23 protein-coding genes are annotated in these 22,979 nt (G+C 67.6%); 12 read left to right on the forward strand and 11 right to left on the reverse strand.

Going from position 1 to position 22,979, the window contains the following annotated elements:
• Position 1 precedes the first annotated feature (1 nt).
• From ACJ8AT_RS39920 to pstB, 6 genes are all read left to right on the forward strand, one after another.
• Positions 2-433: a DUF1634 domain-containing protein gene (locus ACJ8AT_RS39920; protein ID WP_407743257.1), complete on the forward strand. Its 432-nt coding sequence runs from the start codon at positions 2-4 to the stop codon at positions 431-433.
• A gap of 108 nt (positions 434-541) precedes the next feature.
• Positions 542-1,732 carry a hypothetical protein gene (locus tag ACJ8AT_RS39925; protein WP_407743258.1) on the forward strand — a complete coding sequence of 397 codons (1,191 nt, stop codon included), beginning with the start codon at positions 542-544 and terminating at the stop codon, positions 1,730-1,732.
• A 139-nt stretch (positions 1,733-1,871) separates the two neighbouring features.
• A complete protein-coding gene (gene pstS, locus ACJ8AT_RS39930) occupies positions 1,872-2,909 on the forward strand; it encodes a phosphate ABC transporter substrate-binding protein PstS (RefSeq protein WP_407743259.1) in 1,038 nt (345 codons plus the stop codon).
• A gap of 7 nt (positions 2,910-2,916) precedes the next feature.
• The gene (gene pstC / locus ACJ8AT_RS39935; protein ID WP_407743260.1) at positions 2,917-3,879 is read left to right on the forward strand and encodes a phosphate ABC transporter permease subunit PstC; all 963 of its coding nucleotides are present in this window, start codon (positions 2,917-2,919) and stop codon (positions 3,877-3,879) included.
• On the forward strand, positions 3,876-4,721 hold the full coding sequence (gene pstA, locus ACJ8AT_RS39940) for a phosphate ABC transporter permease PstA (protein ID WP_407743261.1): 846 nt from the start codon (positions 3,876-3,878) through the stop codon (positions 4,719-4,721). Before pstC ends, pstA begins: the two co-directional genes overlap by 4 nt.
• Positions 4,721-5,500, forward strand: a complete 780-nt coding sequence (gene pstB / locus ACJ8AT_RS39945; RefSeq protein WP_407743280.1) for a phosphate ABC transporter ATP-binding protein PstB — start codon at positions 4,721-4,723, stop codon at positions 5,498-5,500. The genes pstA and pstB overlap by 1 nt, the downstream gene beginning before the upstream one ends.
• A gap of 19 nt (positions 5,501-5,519) precedes the next feature.
• Here the strand turns inward: pstB and ACJ8AT_RS39950 are convergent, their stop codons facing one another.
• The 5 genes from ACJ8AT_RS39950 to ACJ8AT_RS39970 all read right to left on the reverse strand — a co-directional run bounded on the left by ACJ8AT_RS39950 (position 5,520) and on the right by ACJ8AT_RS39970 (position 11,080).
• Entirely contained in the window at positions 5,520-6,212 is a 693-nt protein-coding gene (locus tag ACJ8AT_RS39950) for a hypothetical protein (RefSeq protein WP_407743262.1), read from the reverse strand.
• Positions 6,213-6,424: 212 nt separating this feature from the next.
• On the reverse strand, positions 6,425-7,564 hold the full coding sequence (gene argE, locus ACJ8AT_RS39955; protein ID WP_407743263.1) for an acetylornithine deacetylase: 1,140 nt from the start codon (positions 7,562-7,564) through the stop codon (positions 6,425-6,427).
• Positions 7,561-8,946, reverse strand: a complete 1,386-nt coding sequence (locus tag ACJ8AT_RS39960; RefSeq protein WP_407743264.1) for a formimidoylglutamate deiminase — start codon at positions 8,944-8,946, stop codon at positions 7,561-7,563. The genes argE and ACJ8AT_RS39960 overlap by 4 nt, the downstream gene beginning before the upstream one ends.
• Positions 8,947-9,008: 62 nt before the next feature.
• Positions 9,009-10,505, reverse strand: a complete 1,497-nt coding sequence (locus tag ACJ8AT_RS39965; protein WP_407743265.1) for a hypothetical protein — start codon at positions 10,503-10,505, stop codon at positions 9,009-9,011.
• Between the two features lie 89 nt (positions 10,506-10,594).
• Positions 10,595-11,080, reverse strand: a complete 486-nt coding sequence (locus tag ACJ8AT_RS39970) for a ferritin-like domain-containing protein (protein WP_407743266.1) — start codon at positions 11,078-11,080, stop codon at positions 10,595-10,597.
• Between the two features lie 191 nt (positions 11,081-11,271).
• Between ACJ8AT_RS39970 and ACJ8AT_RS39975 the strand changes: the two genes are divergently transcribed.
• Together ACJ8AT_RS39975 and ACJ8AT_RS39980 are read left to right on the forward strand one after the other, a co-directional pair.
• Complete coding sequence (locus tag ACJ8AT_RS39975) at positions 11,272-11,580, forward strand: hypothetical protein (RefSeq protein WP_407743267.1); 309 nt, start codon at positions 11,272-11,274, stop codon at positions 11,578-11,580.
• Positions 11,581-12,400: 820 nt separating this feature from the next.
• Complete coding sequence (locus ACJ8AT_RS39980) at positions 12,401-13,372, forward strand: serine hydrolase (RefSeq protein ID WP_407743268.1); 972 nt, start codon at positions 12,401-12,403, stop codon at positions 13,370-13,372.
• Between the two features lie 31 nt (positions 13,373-13,403).
• Here ACJ8AT_RS39980 and ACJ8AT_RS39985 read toward each other — a convergent pair whose 3' ends face one another.
• Complete coding sequence (locus ACJ8AT_RS39985) at positions 13,404-13,715, reverse strand: hypothetical protein (protein WP_407743269.1); 312 nt, start codon at positions 13,713-13,715, stop codon at positions 13,404-13,406.
• Between the two features lie 360 nt (positions 13,716-14,075).
• Between ACJ8AT_RS39985 and ligD the strand changes: the two genes are divergently transcribed.
• A complete protein-coding gene (gene ligD / locus ACJ8AT_RS39990; protein WP_407743270.1) occupies positions 14,076-16,691 on the forward strand; it encodes a DNA ligase D in 2,616 nt (871 codons plus the stop codon).
• An 11-nt stretch (positions 16,692-16,702) separates the two neighbouring features.
• On the opposite strand, the gene ACJ8AT_RS39995 is transcribed toward ligD, so the two are convergent.
• From ACJ8AT_RS39995 to ACJ8AT_RS40010, 4 genes are all read right to left on the reverse strand, one after another.
• The gene (locus ACJ8AT_RS39995; RefSeq protein WP_407743271.1) at positions 16,703-17,272 is read right to left on the reverse strand and encodes a hypothetical protein; all 570 of its coding nucleotides are present in this window, start codon (positions 17,270-17,272) and stop codon (positions 16,703-16,705) included.
• A gap of 234 nt (positions 17,273-17,506) precedes the next feature.
• Positions 17,507-18,601 (reverse strand): TIGR04500 family putative peptide maturation system protein, encoded by a 1,095-nt coding sequence (locus ACJ8AT_RS40000; protein ID WP_407743272.1) that lies wholly within the window; start codon positions 18,599-18,601, stop codon positions 17,507-17,509.
• A gap of 14 nt (positions 18,602-18,615) precedes the next feature.
• Positions 18,616-19,608: an MvdC/MvdD family ATP grasp protein gene (locus ACJ8AT_RS40005; RefSeq protein ID WP_407743273.1), complete on the reverse strand. Its 993-nt coding sequence runs from the start codon at positions 19,606-19,608 to the stop codon at positions 18,616-18,618.
• 87 nt (positions 19,609-19,695) lie between these two features.
• A complete protein-coding gene (locus tag ACJ8AT_RS40010; protein ID WP_407743274.1) occupies positions 19,696-19,860 on the reverse strand; it encodes a hypothetical protein in 165 nt (54 codons plus the stop codon).
• A 359-nt stretch (positions 19,861-20,219) separates the two neighbouring features.
• Here ACJ8AT_RS40010 and ACJ8AT_RS40015 point away from each other — a divergent pair, with 359 nt between their 5' ends.
• The gene (locus tag ACJ8AT_RS40015) at positions 20,220-21,128 is read left to right on the forward strand and encodes a DUF6310 domain-containing protein (RefSeq protein WP_407743281.1); all 909 of its coding nucleotides are present in this window, start codon (positions 20,220-20,222) and stop codon (positions 21,126-21,128) included.
• Positions 21,125-21,883 (forward strand): DUF5953 family protein, encoded by a 759-nt coding sequence (locus ACJ8AT_RS40020; RefSeq protein WP_407743275.1) that lies wholly within the window; start codon positions 21,125-21,127, stop codon positions 21,881-21,883. Before ACJ8AT_RS40015 ends, ACJ8AT_RS40020 begins: the two co-directional genes overlap by 4 nt.
• A gap of 144 nt (positions 21,884-22,027) precedes the next feature.
• On the opposite strand, the gene ACJ8AT_RS40025 is transcribed toward ACJ8AT_RS40020, so the two are convergent.
• A complete protein-coding gene (locus tag ACJ8AT_RS40025) occupies positions 22,028-22,483 on the reverse strand; it encodes a hypothetical protein (protein ID WP_407743276.1) in 456 nt (151 codons plus the stop codon).
• 379 nt (positions 22,484-22,862) lie between these two features.
• Between ACJ8AT_RS40025 and ACJ8AT_RS40030 the strand changes: the two genes are divergently transcribed.
• The coding region (locus tag ACJ8AT_RS40030; protein WP_407743129.1) for a helix-turn-helix domain-containing protein at positions 22,863-22,979 on the forward strand (117 nt) is incomplete at its 3' end.

Here is a 22,979-nt window from a genome sequence, read left to right on the forward strand (position 1 = left end):
CATGGAGCCGTCGAATCTGCCGAAGACCGCCGTCGCTCCGCTCCCCGAGGCCACCACCAGCCCGGAGTTGCTCATCAGCAACCTGCTGCGCTACGGCGTCCTCTCGAGCCTGACGCTGGTGTCGCTGGGCATGCTGCTGACCTTCTTCCACCACCCGGACTACTTCTTCTCGGGGGAGTCGCTCCAGCGGCTGACAGCCCCCGAGCACGCGCCGCACCGGCTGGCGGATGTGGTGGAGGGCATGGTGACCGTCCGAGGCCAGGCCTTCGTGATGGTGGGGCTGCTCGTCATGCTGTCCATCCCCGTGCTGCGGGTGGCCCTGTCCCTGCGCATCTTCCACCAGCAGCAGGACCGGGCCTTCGTGGTGATGACCTCGGTGGTGCTCGCGCTGCTGATGCTGTCGTTCCTGCTGGGCAAGGCCGAGGGCGGCTGATCCTCGGGAAGGCCAATCGTTTCGCAAACGTCACAGATCCTTCCTGGTAAGGACACAGTGCGCCTCTATCTAGAGCGCGCTTTCAACGTCCCCGGGAGTTTTCAGACCGTGAAGCGGAACCTGCTTGTCGCCCTCGTCGCCCTGCTGTCGGCCCCCTCGCTGGCGCAGTCGGCGGATCCCTCCACTCCTTCGGCGGGCGCGCCGCTGCCTCCGGCGAGCGCCACCGAGACGTCCAAGCCCATCACGACCACCCAGCCGGACGAGACTCCCAAGAAGGACACCTCGAGCTGGACAGACAAGGTGAAGCTCTCGGGCAAGGCCTACCTGCGCTACTCCTACGAGCTGAACAAGGAGGCCCAGCACGCCAACCAGTTCAACATCGACCGGCTGTACCTCACGAGCGAGTACTTCCTCACCGACAAGGTGCGCTTCCAAGTCACCCTGGATGCGGGAGACACCCGCAACAGCACCGGCAACCAGGTGTTCTTCGCCGAGACCAAGAACGCCTTCGCCGAGGTGAAGGATGTGCTCGGCCATGGCGTGTACCTGCGCGCTGGCATCATCCCGCTGGCCTGGATTCCCTACGAGGAGGACCTCTGGGGCTACCGCGTGCAGGGCCCGCTGCCGGTGGATCGCTGGGGCTACCTCACCTCGGCGGACCTTGGCCTGGCCGTCGGCGGTTCGCTGCCCTCCAAGTACGGCAGCTTCCAGGTGAACGTGAACAACGGCGAGGGCTACAAGGCCACCGAGATCGCCAAGCGCAAGGAGCTGCAGGCCCGCCTCACCCTCAACCCGCTCGCCTCGCTGGGTGGCATGGCCGCGGGCATCTTCGTCACCGGCTATGGCTCCTATGGCCCGTATGACGATACGGGGCTCAGCCCGCGCACGAAGTCCCGCGTCATCGGCGAGGTGGGAATCCAGAGCACACCGCTGACCCTGGCCGCGGCCTATGTCGCCGCGAGGGATCCCAACGCCAAGGTGAAGAGCCGCTACACGGTGGGCGATGCCACCGTCGTGACAGGCAGCGGCTTCTACGCCTTCGGCGTGCTCAACGTGGGCGCGCTGGCCCCCGCCGTGGAGGGGCTGGAGCTCATCGCCCGCTACGACGGGCTCGACCCGGACAAGGACTCGGACAACAACAACGTCGGCCTGCTGATCGCGGGCGTGGGCTACAAGTGGAACAAGCAGATCAAGAGCCTCGTGGACTACGAGAGCGTGAACTACGGCTCGGCCACGGGCGGTGACACCGCGAAGCCCACCGAGAGCCGCATCAAGCTCCACACCGAGTTCAAGTTCTAACAAGCGTTGCCGTGATCCCTCGGCGCCGTGGGTACCTGCCAACGTCCGGCGCCGAGTTCACGCATCCGTCACACCACGCTCCTCCCCAAACCCGTTGAATGCCGCCGGCTTCGCTCCGGACGGTGAAAGGACGAACACCATGCTGAAGAGGCTCTTCACAGCGGCGCTGCTGACGCTGGCGCTCCCGGCGGCCGCGGCGGATGACGTGCTCATCAACGGCGCGGGCGCCACGTTCCCGGCGCCGCTCTATACGAAGTGGTTCAGCGAGTACAACAAGCTGCACCCGAACCTGAAGTTCAACTACCAGGCCATCGGCTCGGGCGGCGGCATCCAGCAAGTCACCAACGGCACGGTGGACTTCGGCGCCTCGGACGCGCCGATGACCCAGGAGCAGCTCGCCAAGGTGCCCAACACGGTGCACATCCCCACGGTGATGGGCGCGGTCGTCATCACCTACAACGTGCCGGGCCTCGAGTCGCTCAAGCTCACCCCCGAGACGCTGGCGGGCATCTTCCTGGGGAAGATCACCCAGTGGAATGATCCGGCCATCGCCAAGGAGAACCCGGGCGCGAAGCTGCCGGACACGGCGCTGACGGTGGTGCACCGCTCGGACGGCTCGGGCACCACGAACATCTTCACCGACTACCTCTCCAAGGTGTCCGCGGGGTGGAAGAGCGCGGTGGGCTCGGGCACCAGCGTGAAGTGGCCCACGGGGCTGGGCGCCAAGGGCAATGACGGCGTCACCGGCCAGGTGAAGTCGGTGCCGGGCTCCATCGGCTACGTGGAGCTGGCCTACGCCAACCAGAACAAGCTGCCGGTGACGGCCCTGAAGAACCACGAGGGCAACTTCGTGAAGCCCACCATCGAGACGACCTCCGAGGCCGCCGCCGGGGTGGACGTGCCCGAGGACTTCCGCGTCTCCCTCACCGACGCGAAGGGCAAGAACGCCTACCCCATGGCCTCCTTCACCTACCTGCTCGTGCAGAAGGATGCCAAGGACTCCACCAAGGGCGAGGCGATGCTGCGCTTCATCGACTGGGCGCTCCACGACGGCCAGAAGATGGCCGCCCCGCTGGACTACGCGCCGCTGCCCCAGCCGGTGGTGGCCAAGGTCGAGGCGAAGCTCAAGACGCTGACGGTCGCGGGAAAGCCGGCCCAGCTTGTTCCAGGCAAGTGACATCGCCGTGAGCGGCGGAACCTCTGAGCAGGAGCCCTCCGCCACGGAGCGCGGCGTCTCCGGGGACCGGGTCTGGAGCGTGCTGATCGGCGTGCTCGGGGGCGTGGTCCTCGTGGTCGCCGGGCTCATCCTGTTCATCCTGGTGCGCCTGTCCCGGCCAGCGTTCGAGACGCTGAGCCTGGGCCGCTTCCTGGTGGGAACGGACTGGGATCCCGTCTCCGAGTCCTTCGGGGCGCTGCCGTTTGTCTATGGCACGCTCGTCACCAGCGTCATCGCGCTCGGGGTGGCGCTGCCGGTGTCGCTGGGGCTGGCCGTCTTCCTGAGCGAGATGGCGCCCAAGTGGCTGCGGCCCATCGTCACCTTCGGTATCGAAACGCTCGCGTCGATTCCCAGCGTCGTCTACGGGCTCTGGGCGCTGTTCATCCTGGTGCCGTGGCTGCGCGAGACGCTGGAGCCCCTGCTGGCGCGGGTGCTCGGCTTCCTGCCGGTGTTCCAGGGGCCGCCGCTGGGCCTGGGCTACCTCGCCGCGGGCCTGGTGCTGGCGGTGATGATCCTTCCGACCATCTCCTCGGTCTGCGTGGAGGTGCTCAAGACGGTGCCCTCGTCGCTGCGGGAGGGCGCGCTGGCGCTGGGCGCGACGCGCTGGGAGGCCATCTGGACGGTCATCCTCCCGTTCAGCCGCGCGGGCCTCCTCGGGGCGGCGCTGCTGGGCCTGGGGCGCGCGCTGGGCGAGACGATGGCGGTGACCATGGTCATCGGCAACCAGCCGGAGCTCCACAGCTCGCTGTTCTCGCCGGGGTACTCGCTGCCGAGCGTCATCGCCAATGAGTTCGCCGAGGCGACGAGCGCCACCCACACCGGCGTGCTGGCGGCGCTGGCGCTGGTGCTCTTCGGGATTACCGTGCTGCTCAACTCGCTGGCGAGGCTGTTGATGCACTCCATGTCCCGGGGCGCGGGGAGGCGCGCGTGAAGAGCCTCCGCGCACGGCATCTGTTCGACTACGTGATGACGGCCGCGTGTGGGCTGGCCGTGGTGGTGGCGCTGCTGCCGCTGGCCTCGCTGCTATGGCTGGTCATCTCCAAGGGCGCCTCGGGGCTGTCCTGGAGCTTCTTCACCGCGCTGCCCACCCCGGTGGGAGAGCCTGGGGGAGGCGTGGGCAACGCCATCATCGGGACGCTCTACCTGGTCCTGCTGGCCTGCCTGATCGGACTGCCGGTGGGCATTGGCGCGGGCGTATTCCTCGCCGAGGCGCGCGACACCGCCTTCACCCGCGCGGTGCGCTTCACCGCCGAGGTCCTGTCTGGCGTGCCCTCCATCGTCATTGGCATCGTGGCGTACGGTCTGGTGGTGGTGCCGATGAAGCACTTCAGCGCCCTGGCTGGCGGGCTGGCGCTCTCGCTGTTGATGATTCCCTCGCTGACGCGCACCACGGAGGAGCTGGTGCGGCTGGTGCCCCACTCCTTGCGCGAGGCGAGCCTGGCGCTCGGGGTGCCACAGTGGAAGACGAGCCTGTTCATCATCCTGAGGACGGCGCTGGGAGGCATCGTCACCGCGGTGCTGCTGGCGGTGGCACGCGCGGCGGGGGAGACGGCTCCGCTGCTGTTCACCTCGCTCAACAACCAATACTGGAACTTGAAGCCGGGTCAGCCCACGGCCTCGCTGACCGTGCAGATCTTCAACTACGCCATCAGCCCGTATGAGGACTGGCACCAGAAGGCCTGGAGCGCCGCGCTGGTGCTGCTGCTCGTGGTGGGAGGGCTCAACCTGCTGGCGCGCTACATGACGCGCAGCCGGTTCCGGAGGGCGGCGTGATGGGGGCGGTGGCCTCGCCAGCCGTGGAGCCCGACAAGATTCGGGTAGAGGGGCTCCAGGCGTGGTTCCGCGACACCCAGGTCATCCGGGGCATCACGCTCAGCGTGCGGGCCCGCAGCGTGATGGCCATCATTGGCCCCTCGGGCTGCGGGAAGTCGACGTTCCTGCGCTGCCTCAACCGCATGCACGAGCTGACCCCGGGAGCCCGCTCGGCGGGGCGAGTCCTGGTGGACGGCAAGGACTTGTACGCCCGGGAGGTGAACCCCGTGCAGCTCCGGCGGCGCGTGGGGATGGTGTTCCAGCGGCCCACGCCCTTTCCGACCATGTCCGTCTTCGACAACGTGGCGGCGGGGCTGACGCTCAACAGGCTCAAGCGCGACACGCCCGCAGTCGTCGAGCGCTGTCTGCACCAGGCGGCGCTCTGGGATGAGGTGAAGGACCGGCTGCACGAGAGCGCGCTGAGCCTCTCGGGCGGACAGCAGCAGCGCTTGTGCATCGCGCGGGCGCTGGCGATGGAGCCCGACGTGCTGCTTATGGACGAGCCAGCGAGCGCGCTGGATCCGATCGCCACGGCGAAGATCGAGGAGCTCATCCACGAGCTGAAGGAGCGCTACACGATCCTGATCGTCACCCACTCCATGCAGCAGGCGGCACGTGTCTCAGACACCACCGCCTTCTTCTACATGGGCGAGCTGGTGGAGTGCGCCCCCACCGAGCTCATCTTCACGGCTCCCCGCGAGAAGCGCACCGAGGACTACGTCACCGGCAAGTTCGGGTAACCGTGCCGGTGGCCCTCGCTTACCACTTCGAGCCGCTGCCGCCGTAGCCGCGGGACTGCGAGCGGAGCTGCTCCCACGCCACTCGCGCCTGCTGGGCCTGCTGGATCTTCGCGTCCGCCTCACGCCGGGCCTCGAGGGCATCGTTCCGAGCGTCCGCGATCTTGGAGCGCAGGTTCTTCTCGGAGATGTCGTCGGCTCGCACGTCCCCGTGCTGCTTCAGGGCCAGGTACCGGGCATAGGAGAGCTCGGCCTCCGCCACCGTGGCATCCCGCTCCCGGAACTTCTTCTGCGCCTTCCAGGCATCCACGTTCTGCCCTCGCCAGCCCACCTGGGCCTGAGCGAGTTGCAGCCCCGCCTCCGCGTTGCGAAGCTGCGCCTGAGCCTGGTTGATGGAGGCTCGCTGCCCGGTGAGCTCCGCGGCCTTGAGCGTGGCCGCCTCCGCATCCCTGCGGTTCTTGGCCGCCTCCACGTTGCGGTGCGAGATATCCAGCGCTCGCTCCGCATCGCCGATCGCCACATCAGCGCGTGCTATCTCATCCAGCGCTTGACGTCTGGCGGCCTCGGCCTGCCGCACGCTCCCCAACTCGCTCTCCGGGACCCGAGCCATCCAGGAGTCCTGCACCTCGGTCGTGTGACTGGCACAGCCTCCCAGGATCATCAGAGACGTCCCGAGCACCGCCACCAGCGCATGCCGCCCTCTCACGTGAGCCATCGGCTTTCCCTCCGTGTTCCCTATCGGACAGGGTAGACACGGGAAGTAAGCGCGGCAGGGCGCCACACCTCGGCCCTCTCACTCGGGGCAATGCCGCCCTTACGGCAGGCAGCCACGGCGGGCTCGCCTCTCCGGCTCCTGCTCATACAAGCGAGCAGCGGTTCGCGTTATCGGCTCCCCAGCACCCGCGACGTGCGCTGGGGCCGTGGGGCTCAGCCTTCGCCGCAGAAGCGGGTAATGGCCCGCGTGAGCACTGCCTCGCAGCGCACCAGATCCGCAGTGGGCACGTACTCGCCCGTCTGGTGGGCCACCTTGATGTCGCCGGGGCCGAACACCACCGCCTCGGCTCCCAGGGCCGTGAGCTGCGGTGCCTCCGTGCCGAAGGACACCGTGGCCGGCGCCTTCCCCGTTGCCTCCGCCAACAGGCGCACCACCTCCGAGTCCGGCCGCGTGCTCACCCCCGAGTCCGTCCGCAGCACTCGGATGTGCGCCTCGTAGGCCGGCTCATCCTTCACCAGCTCCCGCCGGATGGACTCCATCAGCTCCACCACCCGCTGCGGCGACTGCCCGGGGATGGGGCGCCACTCCACCGTGAAGCGGCACACGCCGGGCAGGATGTTCTTCGCCTTGCCGCCCGAGATGAGCCCCACGTTCACCGTGGTGTAGGGCGGCTCGAACGTGTCGTCCCGCTCCTCGCGCAGCACCGTGAGCGCCACCTGCTCCAGCCGGTGGAGGAAGCGCCCCGCTCGGAAGATGGCCGAGGCCCCCGTGTCCGGGTACGCGCTGTGTCCCTCCTTGCCGCGCACCTCCACCTCGCCCAGGCAGTAGCCCTTGTTGGCCCGCACGGGAATCAGCGTGGTGGGCTCGCCCACGATGGCGTACCGGGCGCGCCCCTTCCCCGCCTCCACCAGCTTCTTGGCCCCCACCAGGCCGATCTCCTCGTCCGCGGTGAGCACCACCATGAGCGGGGCCTTCAGCCGCTCGGCGTGGGTGGCCGCGTGCAGCGCGCAGGCGATGAAGCCCTTGGTGTCACACGCCCCGCGCCCGTAGAGCTTCCCGTCCCGCTCCGTCAGCCGCAGCGCGTCCGTCCACGCCGCGTCATACGGCACGCAGTCCGAGTGCCCCACCAGCGCCAGCGCCGCGCGGCCCTCGCTGCCGCCCTTCACCGCCACCAGGTTCACTTTCTCCACGCCCACGTCGTCCGTGTAGGGCACGCGCTCGGCTATGAAGCCCGCGGCCTCCAGTTGCGCCTGCGCGTAGTCGATGAGCGGCTGGTTAGGACGCACCGAGGTGGTGTCCAGCGCGACCAGATCCGTCAGCGTGGCCCGCAGCGCGGGCAGCGTGTCATTCACGAGTACAGCCTCCGAGCGAGTGCATGGAACGCGCGACCGGACTCCTCCGTCCGAGGATGGTGGCCGTCTCGCACCACGAGCCGTCCCTCCACCGCCACCTCGCGCACCGCCGCCTTGTCCGCGCCAAAGACGAGGCCCGCCAGCAGCGAGGCCGGGCTCGCTCCTACGAGCGACGGGTGATTCAAATCCACGGTGAAGAAGTCCGCGGGGGCGCCTGGCTCCAGCGCGCCCGTGGGCAGCCCCAGGCTCCGCGCGCCATTCACCGTGGCCATCTCGAACAGCCGCGCCGCCAGCCCATCCACCGCGCCGCCGCCCGGATCCAGCACCGCGCGCCTCACCCGCGACAGCCGCAGGTGCCCTTCGAGCTGCCGAGTCTCATCCAGCAGATCCACCGTGGCCTGGCTGTCCGAGCCCAGGCTCAGCCGCACGCCAGCCCCCACCAGCCGGTCCGCGGCGACGATGCCATCTCCCAGGTTGCGCTCGGTGGAGGGGCACGCACAGACGACCGCGCCCGCCTTCCCCAGCATTCGAGCCTCTTCCTGCGTCACATGCACGGCGTGCACCGCGGTGAAGCGGGGCTGCAGCAGCCCCACCTCCTCGAGCAGCGCCACCGGCGGCAGGCCATACTCGGCCACGCAGGCTTCGATCTCCTTCGGCTGCTCCGCCACGTGCATGTGCACCGGCCGCTCGCCGCGAACACCCGCGAGCGCGGTGAGCCACTCGCGCGGCACCGCGCGCACGCTGTGGGGCGCCAGGCCCACGCTCACCCCGGGCTGTCCCTCCACCTCCCGAGCGAGCTCCTCCACAGTGGAGAGGAAGGTGTCCACGTCCTTGTCGATGAACCGCCGCTGCCGCGGGTTCTCCGGCACACGGAAGCCCGCCCGGGCGTAGCCCACGCGCAGCAAGACGATGCGCAGCCCCACGTCCCTGGCGGCGCGGATCACCTCGTACGCCAGCGCGTTGCGCTCCACATAGGGCGTGCCATCCGGCTGATGGTGCAGGTAGTGGAACTCGCCCACCGAGGTGATACCGGCCAGCAGCATCTCCAGGAAGGCCTGCCGCGAGGCGAGGTACACCTCCTCGGGGTTCAGGGACTCGGCGGCGCGGTACATGGCCTCGCGCCAGCTCCAGAAGTCATCCGAGCCGCTGCCGGAGGCCACATATTCCGTGCGGCCGCGGATGAGGCGCTGGAACGCATGCGAGTGGCCGTTGACGAGCCCGGGCAGCAGCGCGCGCCCTGGCAGCCGGACGACGCGAGCCCCTTCGGGTATGGCGCCCTCCGGCAGGATGCGGCCGTCCGCGCCCACCAGCAGCGTGCCACCCGCGTGGAAACGGCCAGACCGGTAGAGGAGATCCGGCTGATAGACGGTGATATCGCTCACCGGGGCAGCCTATGCCATGGCTCCGAGGCTCGCAGCAGCGCCGCGAGCCCGAGGTGCACAGGTCAACGGCTCGACAGCCGAGGCTCCTCCGGCTCCAGCCACGAGCGGATGGAGTTGTCATCCGCCCCGGGGCGCCCGAGCCCTCGGCGCACCGCCGGCAGCGAGGCCGTCACCGGGCCCACGTAGAAGACGCCGTGGAAGCCGTTCTTGTCCCGGTCGTCCCACAGGTGCACGAAGTAGCGGTCCCCGTTGTCCTTGCCCTTGGCCTGCTTCACCCCGCACTCGAGCTTCTCTCCGTTGGGTCCCACCGCGCAGATCCACGCCGTGCCGCTGTTGTAGGCCACGTCCAGGGCCACCGTGTCCTCCACCTGCTGGGAGATCAGCAACCCCATGGGCCGGTACTTCTTGTCCCAGGGCAGCCCCTGGGTGGTGCGCGGGTGGATGTTGCCGGCCACCACCAGGAAGAAGCGCTGCGGGCTCTTGCGCACATACGAGAGCACCGTGTCGGCCATGGCGCTCTCGCGCTCCTGGCCCTGCTGCTTGGGGTGATCGAACACGAAGGCGTCCACGTCCAGCCCTTGCGAGCGCAGCCGGCGCAGCTGGTCCAACAGGTTGGCCACGGCCTCGCTGCTGCGCCCATCCGGGAAGGGGCTGCGCCAGAAGGGCGCCTCCATCAGCTTCGCCCAGTCGTCATCCGTGCCGGCGCTGCGAAGGAAGGTGGCCACGCGCTCCTGGTTCTCCACGGGCAGCTCCAGCCCCACCGTCACCGGCGGGCCCGAGGAGGCCGTCTGGCAGACGCCCTGGGCCACGAAGCGCGGCACCTCCTGGGTGCCATGCAGCTCGCCCAGCAGCATCACCGTGCCCCGCTTCGCCTGCGGGGCCATTCCGATGATGGGCATGCCACACTCGATGGCCACTCCAGGGACCGGCGTGCTCTTCACCGCGGGGGCCTGAGCCACCCTCTTGCCCAGCGAGGATTCCTTGAGCTGCTGCTCCTCCTTCGCTTTGGCGAGCTGCGGAGAGATGGCGTTGAACACCTTCCACTCCATCACCAGATCGCGCTGCCCATCCCGCGACTCGGCCACGATGGCGTTCTCCCCCTGGGGCTGGCTCATGAAGGCCGCGGTGTCCTCGGCGCTGTTGCCCGCCACCCCGCCTTCGCTGTCACCTTCCGGCCCCAGCGAGCGGCTCACGCCCCAGCCGATCTGAGCGCCGGGGTTGGCCATCGTATCGTTGGCGGTGCGGGTGATGCGGAAGACCCAGAGCTTGCTGGTGGAGGGAGTCTCTCGCTTGCCCACCACCATGTAGCGGTGCCAGAAGCCCGACACGCGCGAGCCGCCGAACTCCTCGCGCCACTCCGTCTCCAGGACAAAGGTGCCCTTGTCCTCGCGGTAGGACAGCTGGTTGTCGGTGAAGAACTGCCGGACCGAGGGCCAGATCTCCTCGAGGGGCATGTCATAGATGGCCTCCTCGTCCGGAATCCCCGTGCCCCCATGTCCCGTGGCACACCCCGCCAGCACCGCCGTGGCAACACACGCAGCGAAGACCCCCCAGCGCATTTCGAGCCCCTCCCGGGAAAACGGACGGAAATTCCCGGGAGCTTAGCGTTTGGGGCGGCCCTGCACATTGCCGTGTGTAAGCGAGGCGCTCAGGCCTGGATCTCGGAGCCCTCGGCGGCGGTGGCGCCCTCGCGCAGCCAGGGGCGGGTGCGGACCGCGTCGCGAATCCACGTCACGTGGCGGTACTCGTCCTCGCGGTTCTTCTGGATGAGGGCGCGCACCTCGGGAGTCCAGTCGAACTGGAGCGCCAGCTCGTAGGCGCGGTTGGTGAACTCCTCGTTGCCGAGCATGGCCACCAGCGCGGCCTCCGTGCCCATCATGCTCGTCACCGCCGTGAGGCCCTTCATCGCCGCGCCCTTGAGGTCTGGACTGAGCGCCACGGGCTCGCCGCCGAAGCGCTGGATGAGCGCGTTCAGATCCTGCACATGGCGCACGTGGTCCACCCGGAAGTCATTGAGCCGCTCGCGCACCAGGGACTCGTGCACCCGAGCGATGGCCGCGTCATAGGCTCCCACCGCATCCACATCCAACTGGGCCAGACTGCGCAGCTTCGCCACCTCGGACTTCTCCGCCATCTCCTACCCTCCTCGCAGTTCCCGGCCAATCAATGTGCGCGGGCTCCCCCGCGGCGCCAACCCACCCTCGGCGCACGGCCGGCTGCTCACCCCAAACCAGGCTGTTGGGCAGGCGAGCAGCCAACGGATGCGGCGGATCGCGTCATGCGCACCTTTTGCGCACACCCCTTCCAGTCCCAGGAGGACGGATCATGAAGAACGAAGATGTGGCGACCTCGAGCATCGAGCAGGTAACCAAGCGCATGCCCTCCGTGGGGTTCCTCGGGCTCGCGATTGGAGCGATGGCGGTGAGCGCCACGCTGATGCTGCTGAACAAGAAGACGTGGGCGAACTTCGTGGGGCAGTGGGCGCCGACCATCCTCATCATGGGCACCTACAACAAGCTGGTGAAGACGTTCTCCGCGCCCTACAGCGAGGAGCAGCGCCTGGACCATGGCGGCAATGCCTCCATCCTCAAAGGCCCGGAGGAGCTGAACCGCCAGCCGCGCCCGCTGATCTGATCTGAGACATCACGAGAAGACCTCCACCCCGTCCCTCGCTCCGCACCGGAGGGGACGGGGTTTCTTTTTTGGGAGAGCAGGGGCCGTGGAGCAAGCACTCAAGACAGGCCTCGAGTCTCCGTCCCTGTTCCCGCCCACCCTTGAGCCCCGCTGGCGTGTCTAGGGCTCGACAGATTGTCTGCGCGACTTGGGGTCCCCACTGTTCTGGCACTCACAAGCAAGCGTGGAGACACCATGAAGAAACTTCTTGGAGTCATTGCGGGCGCAGTGTTGCTCGGCACCGGTTGTGCGCATGAGCAAGCAAAACCATCTGACACGGGAATGACCGCTCCGCCACAAGTGTCGTCGGCGAGCTCGACGCAGGGGAATGGCCTCTCGTGCGCGGTCATCGGCACCCGCTCCTCCGGAGCCAAGAGCTCCGAGATGGCGCAGAGCAGCTCTGAGCAGGGAACAGTGGCGGGCCAGACTCCGGAGAGCGGAGCCATCGGGAACTCTGCCTCGCGGATTGGCTCTTCCGAGGACACTGGTATCGGTGGCTCTTCCAACCAAGCCGGCACCTCTGAGGCGAGTGATATTGGTAACTCCTCTCCCCAGGCCGACACCTCCAATAAGACTTCGCGGAGCCACTCGGCCACGAAGCCTGACACCTTCGAGGACACGGGCATGGGCGGCGCGGGTGGCGGCGGCGGGTGAGCCGGTGCACTCCCGAGCCGGTGTCGCGGCGCTGTGCATTCTTTGGACCGCGGTGCTGTTCCCACCCTCCGCCAATGCAACTGGCGAAGAAACCGGCTCGGGATGGGCCTCCCAGCTCTCCACACCCGTGGAGGAGGCCGCGCGAGACTTCGACGGTGAGCTGTCCCTGTATGTCTTGGATGTCGAGTCCGGCGACGCCTACGCCTACGACGCCGACGTGCCAACATACTTGTCCTCCGCCATCAAGCTCGCTGTGATGGTCGAGGTGCTGCATCAAGTGGATGCACAGAGGCTCTCCTGGGACGAGCAGCTCGAGTTCGGACCGAATGCCATTCGAGACGGCATGCACCGGCTGAGCCGAGCACGCCTGGGCGAGCGGCTCTCGATTGCCACGCTGCTCGAATACATGATGGATGACAGCGACAACGCCGCCGCGGATCTCCTCATCCGGCGTATCGGCTTGGAGAACGTGAAGGCTCAGCTCGCGGCCCGTGGCATCCAGACAGGCCCCGTCTCGACGCTCCTGGACGAGCGCCTTCGCATCTACTCCAAGCTGGATCCACGAGCCCACGAGCTCTCCCCCGAGCAGGTTCGAGCGCTGGGCGAGCGGGACTCGCTGGGAGCTCGCGCCCGCTACCTCTCGGAGCTGCTGGGCCACGCACCGGCCTGGACGGGCCAGGAGCTCGACCAGGCCTTTGGCGCCTACTACTCCGAGCACGTGAACTCCGCCCCCATGCGGCAGATGGGGCGGCTGCTCGCGCAGGTGGCGCGCTGCGAGGGGTTGAGCGCGGAGAGCTGCTCCCGGGCCCACGCACTCATGCGCGGCTGCCACACGGGGCGAGGGCGGATCGCCGCCGGCATTCCCAAGACGGCCACCTGGGAGCACAAGACCGGCACGCAGCACCGGCGCGCGTGTGATCTGGGCATTCTCTACCTCCAGCCCGATCACCCGATTGTCATTGCGGCGTGCACTCGAAACTTCTGGCATGTCTCGGACGCGGAGCAATTGTTCGCCCGCCTGGGACGGATCATCTCCACCGCCGCGAGCGCGCCGCCGCGCGAGGCCGCCAGCACTGTCAACGCCCGCAGCGAGAGATGAGGAGCGTCAGCGACACACCCGGTCCGCGGCCTCACGCATGAGCGGCGCGCGCTGGACGGGCCTGCTCGCGCCTGCTCGCGCCTCGCCGCGCCGCGCGCCGGTGCTTGATGACAATGGCTCCACCGATGATGGCGCTCACCAGCAGCAGCGCGTTGGTCACCACGAAGACCCAGTTACGCACCAGGATGCTGTAGAGCGTGAAGCCCACCGAGGCCGTGGTCTGCCCGATGAAGAGCCACTTCGAGACCCCCTCGCTGGTGCCAGATTTCCACTGCTTGTACACCTGCTTGCTGATGGTCAGCAGGAGCACGAATGAGCTGGCCCACCCCAGGACCTCCGTCATGGCTTCCTTCATAGGCTCTAGGGTGTGCATGTCCTCGCCACTCGCGGTGCCGCTCCCATGGGCAGCAGGCGGACGAGCCTGCTCCCCTCCCTGGATCAGGGCCTTGCCATCCTTATGTTGATGCTGACGGAGCGGGGCACCTCCGGGTGCTCCGACGCGTGGCGTGCTTGTGCTTCTGGGGGATGAGCACGCCCACGGGGGATGGTGGAGCGCCCCGAGGCCCGGGTCGGAGTCGGACCGGTCGGCTGTCAGCCCTCCGGCCGTGAGGCGGGGGCCCGGGGCGCCTGGTGTCTTCCTTCCCGCTTTCCCTCACTGCTCTGGGAATTGCACGCCGCCGGGACAATGCCGACCGTTGGTAGCGTGAAAACCCGACGCTCATCGCTCGAGACCTATCGCGCCAAGCGCGACTTCCAGAAGACCTCTGAACCGGCCCCCGAGGTGCCGCTGAAGCGCCGTGGCTCGGAGCCCATCTTCGTCGTGCACAAGCATGACGCCACCCGGCTGCACTATGACTTGCGGCTGGAGATCGACGGCGCGTTGGCGAGCTGGGCCATCCCCAAGGGCCCCAGCTATGACCCCAAGACGAAGCGGCTCGCGGTGCAGACCGAGGACCACCCCATGTCCTACGCCCGCTTCGAGGGCCGTATCCCCGACGAGGAGTATGGCGGCGGGGACTCGCTGCTCTGGGACGAGGGCACCTACGACACGGTGCCGCCTGGCAAGGCCCATGAGCAGCGCGAGAAGGGCCACCTGGTGGTGGAGCTCCATGGGGAGAAGCTCCAGGGCCGCTGGCACCTCATCCGCACGCGGATGAATGGGAACAAGAGCCAGTGGCTGTGTTTCAAGGCCTTGGATGGCACCGAGAACCCCAGCTACGACGTCACCGCCGAGCGCCCCGAGTCCGTGAAGTCCGGCCGCCGGGAGACTCGTGGCCCCGTGCGCAAGAGCGCGCTCGAGCGCCCACACATGCCCGCGGAGACGCTGCTCCAGCGCGTGTGGCCGCCCATGCTCGCGCGGCTGTCCACTCCGCAGGAGGCCACCGAGGACACCCACCTCTTCGAGGTGAAGTACGACGGCTTCCGCGCCATCGCCGCGCTCTCTGGCAGCGGGCTCTCCTTCAAGAGCCGCAACGGCAATGATCTGTCCGGGCGCTTCCCCTCGGTGGCGGAGGCGCTGAAGCGCCTGCGCGTCGCCGAGGCTGTCATTGACGGCGAAGTCGTAGCGCTGGACCCGAAGGGACGCTCGAGCTTCCAGCTCCTCCAGAACCAGAGCGGCGGCGAGCTGCGCTTCGTGGCCTTCGATCTGCTGTGGCTGGACGGGCATGATCTCCGGGACAAGCCGCTGGAGGCCCGGCGCGAATTGCTCGAGAGCCTGTTCTCCGGCGTGAAGGCTCCGCTCCAGGTGGCCGAGCAGATCAAACTCCCGCTGGATCGCGCGCTCCGCGAGGCGAAGCAGCGCGGCTGGGAGGGCCTCATCGCCAAGCGCAAGGGCTCTCCGTACGTGGGCTCGCGCTCGGGGCACTGGCTGAAGCTCAAGGTCATCGCCGGCCAGGAGGTCGTCATCCTCGGCTTCCTGCCCATCAAGAACGAGCGCGCGGCCAACGAGATCGGCGCGCTGCTGGTGGGCGTGAAGGGCCCGGACGGCTACCACGACGTGGGCAAGGTGGGCACCGGCTTCGATGCGAAGATGCGGCACCAGCTCCGCCAATGGCTCGAGACGATCCGCGTGGACACACCCGTCGCCGTGGATGCGAAGAAGCGCCCGGGCGCCGTGTGGGTGAAGCCGAAGTACGTGGCCCAGGTGAACTTCACCGAGTGGACCAACGACGGCCGCCTGCGGCACCCGGTGTTCCAGGGCCTGCGCACCGACAAGAAGCCGGACGAGGTGGTGCGTGAGCGGCCCGCTCCAGTCTCCCGCGGCCGGGCCTCGAAGAAGGAGGAGCTGGAGGTGGCCCAGGAGCGGCCGGTGGCGGCGGCTCGGGGACGGACTCGAAGGACGGAGGCGGCGACGCCTCGGAAGCGGGCGGCGGCGAAGCGCTCGAGCTCGCGGACCACGGGCTCGCGCAGATTGCCCTCCACGCAGGCGGCCCGCATGGCGAAGCTGTCAGCCCAGGAAGAGGTGTCACCGGCCGAGGGCCGGGCCCGGCTCACCCACGGGGACCGCGTGGTGTATCCGAAGGAGGGGTACACCAAGCAGGATGTGTTCGAGTACTACCGCGAGGTGGCGCCGCTGCTCGTCCCGGTGCTGGCCAACCGCCCCATCTCCGTGCAGCAGTGGCCCGCTGGCATCCAGGCGCCTGGCTTCTTCAAGCACGATCTCTCCGGCAGACCGGACTGGCTGCCCACGCTCCACGTGAAGCACCTGGACCGGGAGATTGATCACGTCAACGTGACGGACACCGAGTCGCTCCTGTGGCTGGCCAACCAGTCCGCGTTGACGCTGCACATGTGGTCCAGCCACGCGCCGAAGCTTGAGCAGCCGGACTGGGTGCTGTTTGATCTGGATCCCGGCAAGGGCACCTGGGCGGACCTCATCACCGTGGCCACGGCGATGCGCAAGAAGCTGGAGGGGCTCGGGCTGGAGAGCTTCCCGAAGACGTCGGGCAAGCGAGGGCTCCATGTCCTCATCCCGCTGCGCGCCGGGTACACGCACGAGCGGGCCGTGAAGTTCGCCAATGATCTGGCCAACCAGCTCGCGGCGGAGTTGAGGGACATCGCCACCACGGAGCGCGCCATCAACAAGCGCTACGGGCGGCTCTACATCGACGCGGGGCAGAACGGGCGGGGCAAGACGGTGGTGGCGCCGTACTCGCTGCGCGCGGTGGATGGGGCGCCCTTCTCCGCGCCGCTGAAGTGGAGCGAGGTGACCAGGCGCCTCGACCCACCGCGCTTCAACGTGAAGACGCTGCGCAAGCGGCTGGCCGCCGTGGGAGATCTGTTCGCCGAAGTGCTGAAGACGAAGCAGAAGCTCCCTTGAGGCGGCGCATTCTAGGAGCGGTGGCCGAAGGTCCGGTCCAGCTCAGCCAGGGCGCGCCGCTCCACGCCGCGCAGCAAGCCCCACGAGGCCCTCCAGCCCCCAGAGGCCTTGGCCACCTGCCGGCCCACCTTCAGCAGACACGCCCGGAAATGCTCGGCCTCCTTCGGGCCCAGCTTCTCGTGCACGAGGCCATACGCCTCGGCCAGCTGATCGCGCTCGAACGTGTCGGTGACGAACAGCTCCAGCAGGTTATCGCGCTGGCGGTAGAGCTCGCGGCACACCGCACGGAACAGCCCGCAGGAGGAGCGCTTGCCCTCCTCGAGCGCGCTGACCAGTGCCCGACACTTCCTCGGGACCACCGCGCCGTCCGCGCTGGCCACCAGCAGAAAGCCCACCAGCGGCGCGTTGCGCACGAAGCGCCACTCCGCCGGTGACATATCGAAGAGGCACGCCCCCTCTGCTCGGGGATCCGTCGCCTCGTCGTCACCCTCGGGGAAGAACGGCAGTGGCACGGCAGCCCCACCCATGAGGGGCTGAGTCCGTGCCTGGGACTCGGGAAGTTGCTGCGTGGAGTGCACCATGAACCCGCCCTCGTGTGTGGCTCGATCGGGAGGAGCGCACCCAAACACATTCATGCCTCTCATGTAAAGATTCCTGCCAGCTCTTATAAGCCCGACGCCCTGCATCATGAGACTTGCAAGTCTTTTCAAAAATGAAAATCCCGAGATCGCCTCTTTCACTGAGACCCGAGCGGGCGCCTTGTAGCTGGGAGAGCTCAGCCGGAAGCGGCGGCACCCTCGGAGCTCGGCGCATGCTCAGGAGTGGCCCCAGAGCCACTCCACGTCGGCCGCGGCGCGGCGCTCCGCGAGCCACTCCTGGAACAGGTGCTCGCCGATCGCGGCGCGGGTGGCGGCGTCAAGCACCGCCGGCTCGAGAGTGAGGACCTGCCGGAGCTCGTAGCCCGCTTTCGTCTCGAGCGGCTCCAGCACCGCTCCAGGCGTTGCCGCGAAGATCACCGCCGCCTGCTCCGAGGGCAGCGCTGACCGGCGCACCCGATCCAGCAGAGGGGGCGGGCTCTCCCAGCGGTGAGGACTCGGCGTCTGCTCCCGGAGCGCCTCCGTGGCAGCCTGGAGCAGGTCCACCTTGCCCCCACGCAACCGCTCGTACAGGGAGCGTGCGCGCTCGAGCTCACCGAGAACGATCCGCGCGATCACCGCCACCTCGAATTCGCTCTTGTGGCTCGCGAAGTACGCTTCCTCCCGGCCAGCAACCACGCGTTGCCGCAGCTTCCGGATCTTGACGAAGCCTTCCAGGCGGGTCTCGAGCTTCCGCTGCGTCAGGCCCTGCTGCTCGAGCCACTGCATCATCGCCTCTTCGCTCAAGAGGCCACGCCGCCTGCGAAACGCATCCATCGCCGCTTGCAGTTCCTCATCCGAAGCGGTGAATGCGTCCGGCTCCTCCTCGAGCGCGTCGGTGATCAGGGCGGAGTCCACCAGTTGCCTCGCGAGCCAGGGCTCGGCCCAGAGGAAGTCGAGCTGAGTGACGACGTCCGCCACCCCGATGCGGTGCTGGTTGACGCGGAGCATGTCGACCTCGCTCCAGCGGAACGTGCCGCGCAGCGCCCACGGCAGCCCGCGCTCGGGGCAATAGCCGATCGACACGCTCCCCCAGCCGGGGATCCGCAGGAGCGCGTCATAATGCACCGAGCCTGTTACCGACTCACGATCCCAGAGCACATCGAGCTTCACCGGCGTCCGCGGCTCGGCCTCCCGCGGCTCCTTGCGTTCCGTGTGCTCTTGCACGCGCCGCTTCAAGCGGGCCTCGCCCTCGCCAGGAGCGGCGGGCTCCCGGGCGAGCCGGACCATCTCCTCCACCACGCCCAATATCGTCTGGTTGATTTCGCTGTTCATCCGCTTCTCCTGAGTCATGTCGGGGGTGGCTCCGGCGCCCGGCCGGAGGCAAGCAGCTCGCAGATCGCATCACTGATAGGCATTCCGGTGAGCTGCTCGATCCAGAGGAATTGCCCATTGGGATTGATCTCGAGAAAGACGTAGCGGCCGTCGGGCGTCAGCACCATGTCGATGGCGCCGTAGCTGAGCCCCAGCTGCCGTACGAGCTCCACGCAGCTTCGCCGGACTTCGCCTGGCAGCGTGTGTGGGTAGTGGGGGGTGTGACCGAGATCGTAGCGCCGCCAGTCGATTCGGGTGCGATTGGCTTTCTGGGAATGGATCTCCGCCGCGAAGACCTGCTCGCCAACGACGGTGATCCGCAACTCCACCCGCTTGGGCACATACGCCTGAAAAGTCACGGGCGCGTAGCGGATGGAGTCCGCGTGGACCAGGTCACGCCGGGTCACCTGCTGCGTGTAGCGGGCGAGCTGGAGGTGCTTCAAGGTCAGCGTCAGCGCGGGGCTCGGGAGTTTGCTCACGATGTTCCCCTCGTGCTTCGCGTAGAACTCCAGAAACTCGTCGGGATCGTTCGTAATCAGGGTGGGGGGGAGCTCCAGCCCGAGCGCGCTGGCGAGCTTGAGCTGCAAGGGCTGCCGGGAGGCACGGCGGATCACGTTCCAGGTCGCGGGGACCCACCGGCACGGCAGCTCCTCCCAGATGCTGTCGAAGAAGTTCACACACTCCTCCTTCGCGTAGGCCCGGGCGTCCGGATCCGTGGTTTGCGCATGCGGGAGAGGGGGCGAGGGGCGCCGGAACCACACGGCGGAGACGCGATCGAGATCGATGTCGCGGGCCTGGGTGCGAAGGCCGAAGGAGGGGCGTCCGTTCGCGGAGGACTTGAACGAGACGGTCGAGCGGGACGGGAAGTCGGCGAAGTCGAGCAGGAGATGCTCGAGGCCTCTCCGCGTGAGCCGCTCATGGACGCCCGTGACGTGCACATCCTGGGGTTGGGTGAGAATGATGATCATGCGCAATCTTTCGTTAAAAACCCGGCGGCGGGGCTGCCTCGGGCGATGCCCCGCCGCCAGGTCTTCCTTGCGGTCTGCTCGATGAGCTCACAGCGCCTGGTGGTCGTCGTCGCCGCAGGGACCGCACGTGTTGGGGCACGTACAACCTGCCAGCCCACCTGTGACGAGAGCGAGCTCTGCCTCTTTGAGCTCTTCCTGCCGAGACGCCGGGGTACCGCGGGTGAGATCCTTGATCTTCGTGCGAGTGTTCACGTCTTCCACTCCTGTGTTCGGGTTGGACTTCTTCTTCAGGACCGTGAGTGCGTTCAGGTCCCAGGGAACAGAAGAGGGCAGGATCGGGCTGTGACAAGGGGCCCCCGGAGGCAGAGGCTCTGAGGGACCACGCGAGCAGGTAAGGGCGAGCTACCTGGCACGCCATGCGCGGAAGCGTCCGGCGAAGCCGGGACTGAGGGGCTGGGGCGGTGCGGCGGTCCACCGGGGCCGAGCTGGCGCTGTCCGACGCACGCACTACGGGCCGAGCTGGACGCGGCGACCATGGCTGCCGTCCTGGCGCGCGCCACCGGCCCGAGCTGGCACTGTCGGACGCGCGCCTTGATGGAAAGGACGTGGCCATGCGTTCGCGAACTTGCAGTGCGCTGCTGCTTCTGCTCCTGCTCTCAGCCTGCGCAACGATGGATCCGAGCCCGGGAGAGTTGGAGGACCCGAGTCCGAGATTGGCCAACCTCCAGCGGGCGGCGCTCTACCCCTGGACGGACGACGGGCATTGCGTGGTGCGCGAAGCCTCCAACGAGTGGCCGATCCTGGCGGAGAGGTGCTTCCACGCTCTTGACCGCGACAGGATGAGGTTTCGGGATGTCTCCAAGAAATGCGCTGTCGCCCAAGCGGATGCAGCGGCTCCCGCAGTCGTAGCCCTCTGCATCTTTGCCGCGCCCGAGATCGTCGTGGGTGCAGTGGTTGTTATTGGCGCGGTGGTGGTGGCAGCCGCGATCCAAGAGGGCATTGATGCTTATCAACGCCACGCATCCCGCGAGCGTGCGAAGCTCAAGACGCAACCGACACCTGCTAAGGAACCGTTAGCGAACCCATCACCTAAGCCAAAGGGGTCGCCCATTGGAGACATCTTCCCAGTACCAACTGACTCCCCTACGGACCGCTTGAAGTGCGAGCCTATCCCGGTACCCCGCGCGTCCAAGGATGATCCGCATAACGAGTGCGCCGACAAGTTTCCGCCCAACCGTTATCCCGGTATGGACGTGAGCGTGGGAGGAATACGCTTCGATGCGCTGCAAGTCGGTGTGCGCGTGCTGTGGGAGATCAAGACCCATCAATTTGACACGTATAATTCCTTCGTCCAGAGGATGGAGATCGACAAGGAACTCAAGCAAATTAAGAAGGAGCTAGCCATCGCAACGGCCTGTGGATATGACTTCATCGTTGGAGTGAGCACCCAAGCACACAGAAAAGCACTGATCGAAGCGGAACCCAGACTCAATGTGGTCGTCACGAGGTGCCCACGATGACCATGCCTAGAGCCCTCACCCTCATCGTCTACGCGCCGGCGCTCGTGGGCAAAGACGGTCGCACGGTCGACGTCATCCGTGGGATGGAAAATGCGCTCCCCGGCCTGCGTCTGGAATGGCGGCTCTCCGCTGGGGGGCGCCCCATCCCATTGCCACAGCGCGACGCATGGCTCGTAGAGAGCATTGAGGACGGGGAATTCCCCATTGTGTGCAACGGGGACGTGAGTTACCCCATTACGGTTACGGGGAGGGAAAGCTCGGGACTAATCAGCCCAGGCGGTCAGCCCCAGCTTCAAGTCCACGCAGAAATGCCACTGGACGAGCCCGTGATCGCGGCAGCGGCGGCTGTGCTTGAGGGCGTGGCGGATGGGGCCCGCGCGTTCTGGGGGCATGCGTCGCCGTATGGTTACGGCTCGGAAGTCACGCAGCAGTTTCGTCGCTCGACTCATGCACCAGAGTTCTCACCGCGTGGGCTTCCTATGCTCAATCTTCCAGAGAAGCTCTCCGCGCCTGAGATCCCGTGGTTCCTTGGGTGGCTGAACTATTGGTCTGCCGCTGCTGCGAAGGCCATAGGGTTCCCGGACCCGGCCCGCGACGCCGACCTGATCAAGCAGGCGCGGCGCACGGCGTCGGGCGGGTGGGTCGTGCAGCTCACCGATACGCCGCTTGACTACGACAACCTCGCCCACCTGGACACGCTTAAACGGGCCTACGAGCGCTTCCCGCAGGTCGGCGGGCGCGTCACTCCGGGCTGAAGGAGGCTGCTGCGCGTCTCCTGGCGCGCGCCACCGGGCCGAGCTGGAGCTGTCCGACGCTCGCGTGGCACCGGGGCCGAGCTGGGGCACCTGAACGCGCACGGCACCGGGCCGAGCTGGAGCTGTCCGCTGCGCACTGAGCCTTTAGATGTGCTCCCAGGAGCCGTTGACGCAGGTGGCGTAGCAGTCTCCGCTGCCCACGCAGGAGGTGCCCGCGTACACCCCGCCGATGCAGTAGCCGTTGGTCTTGGCGCTGCAGTAGACGCCCTGGCCTGGGCCGCCGCCGATGACGTAGCCGTTCGGGTAGTAAGCATTGTGCCAGACGCACCCGGAGGGCTGTGGCGCGCAGTAGATGCCATTGCCGTCGCACTTGACGTACCCGCTGCTGCCGTCCACCGAGATGCACGTGGTGTTGCCCTGACAGGACAGCTGCCGGCCATCGCTGCACGTCGCGTTGGCGGTACAGACCGACTGCTGAGTGACCCCGGACTCCTCGGTGGGAGCCGACATGGTCTCTTCGCCCGCCGGATCGACGTTGCAGCCAATCATGAGGGTGGTGAGCACCAGCGCCGCAGGGAGGACACGACCGAGGTTGGACACGGGAGAGGACCTTTCCGTTTTGATGGAAAATCAGGTTTTAACGGATTGTTCCTGTTCTCATAAGAGAAATCGTGCGCGAGCAGGTCCGACCGTGGATCCCTTGGCCCGCCGTCACTGACACGATGCGAACCGCTATCACCCCATCTCCGCTGACATAGCGCTTCCTGGAGATGGGCGAGCGCGCCACCGAACGATGAGGGCGGCGGCGGGAATCGAACCCGCGCCGGGCGGTGCGAAACCTCTAAGCCAGGGAAGGTAATTCCGTTCAGGGGGTAGCATGACTGCCTCCCTCTGAGGTGGGTAGCAAGAGCAGCGACAACGCTGCAACTTCGACCGCATCGAACTGACTCCATCCGAGAGGCGTGAGCTCCAACGAGCAGTGCGCGATGGCCGCCGGGGCGAGGCCCTGCGCGCTACTATCGTGCTGTGGAGTGCCCAAGGGGAGAGCGCCAACAGCATCGCCCGTGCCCTGGGAGTGACGGCCAGGACGATCTAC

The sequence above is a fragment of the Hyalangium sp. genome (genome assembly GCF_045802625.1).
Classification (GTDB): Bacteria; Myxococcota; Myxococcia; order Myxococcales; family Myxococcaceae; genus Hyalangium.

Excerpts from the sequence above, each read along its gene's own strand:
- ACJ8AT_RS39975 (WP_407743267.1), top strand. The coding sequence starts at position 11,272 with ATGAAGAACGAAGATGTGGCGACCTCGAGCATCGAGCAGGTAACCAAG.
- ACJ8AT_RS40000 (WP_407743272.1), bottom strand. The coding sequence starts at position 18,601 with ATGAACAGCGAAATCAACCAGACGATATTGGGCGTGGTGGAGGAGATG.
- ACJ8AT_RS40005 (WP_407743273.1), bottom strand. The coding sequence starts at position 19,608 with ATGATCATCATTCTCACCCAACCCCAGGATGTGCACGTCACGGGCGTC.
- ACJ8AT_RS39965 (WP_407743265.1), bottom strand. The coding sequence starts at position 10,505 with ATGCGCTGGGGGGTCTTCGCTGCGTGTGTTGCCACGGCGGTGCTGGCG.
- ACJ8AT_RS39970 (WP_407743266.1), bottom strand. The coding sequence starts at position 11,080 with ATGGCGGAGAAGTCCGAGGTGGCGAAGCTGCGCAGTCTGGCCCAGTTG.
- ACJ8AT_RS39985 (WP_407743269.1), bottom strand. The coding sequence starts at position 13,715 with ATGACGGAGGTCCTGGGGTGGGCCAGCTCATTCGTGCTCCTGCTGACC.
- ACJ8AT_RS39995 (WP_407743271.1), bottom strand. The coding sequence starts at position 17,272 with ATGGTGCACTCCACGCAGCAACTTCCCGAGTCCCAGGCACGGACTCAG.
- ACJ8AT_RS39950 (WP_407743262.1), bottom strand. The coding sequence starts at position 6,212 with ATGGCTCACGTGAGAGGGCGGCATGCGCTGGTGGCGGTGCTCGGGACG.
- ACJ8AT_RS39920 (WP_407743257.1), top strand. The coding sequence starts at position 2 with ATGGAGCCGTCGAATCTGCCGAAGACCGCCGTCGCTCCGCTCCCCGAG.
- ACJ8AT_RS40020 (WP_407743275.1), top strand. The coding sequence starts at position 21,125 with ATGACCATGCCTAGAGCCCTCACCCTCATCGTCTACGCGCCGGCGCTC.
- pstB (WP_407743280.1), top strand. The coding sequence starts at position 4,721 with ATGGGGGCGGTGGCCTCGCCAGCCGTGGAGCCCGACAAGATTCGGGTA.
- pstS (WP_407743259.1), top strand. The coding sequence starts at position 1,872 with ATGCTGAAGAGGCTCTTCACAGCGGCGCTGCTGACGCTGGCGCTCCCG.
- ACJ8AT_RS40015 (WP_407743281.1), top strand. The coding sequence starts at position 20,220 with ATGCGTTCGCGAACTTGCAGTGCGCTGCTGCTTCTGCTCCTGCTCTCA.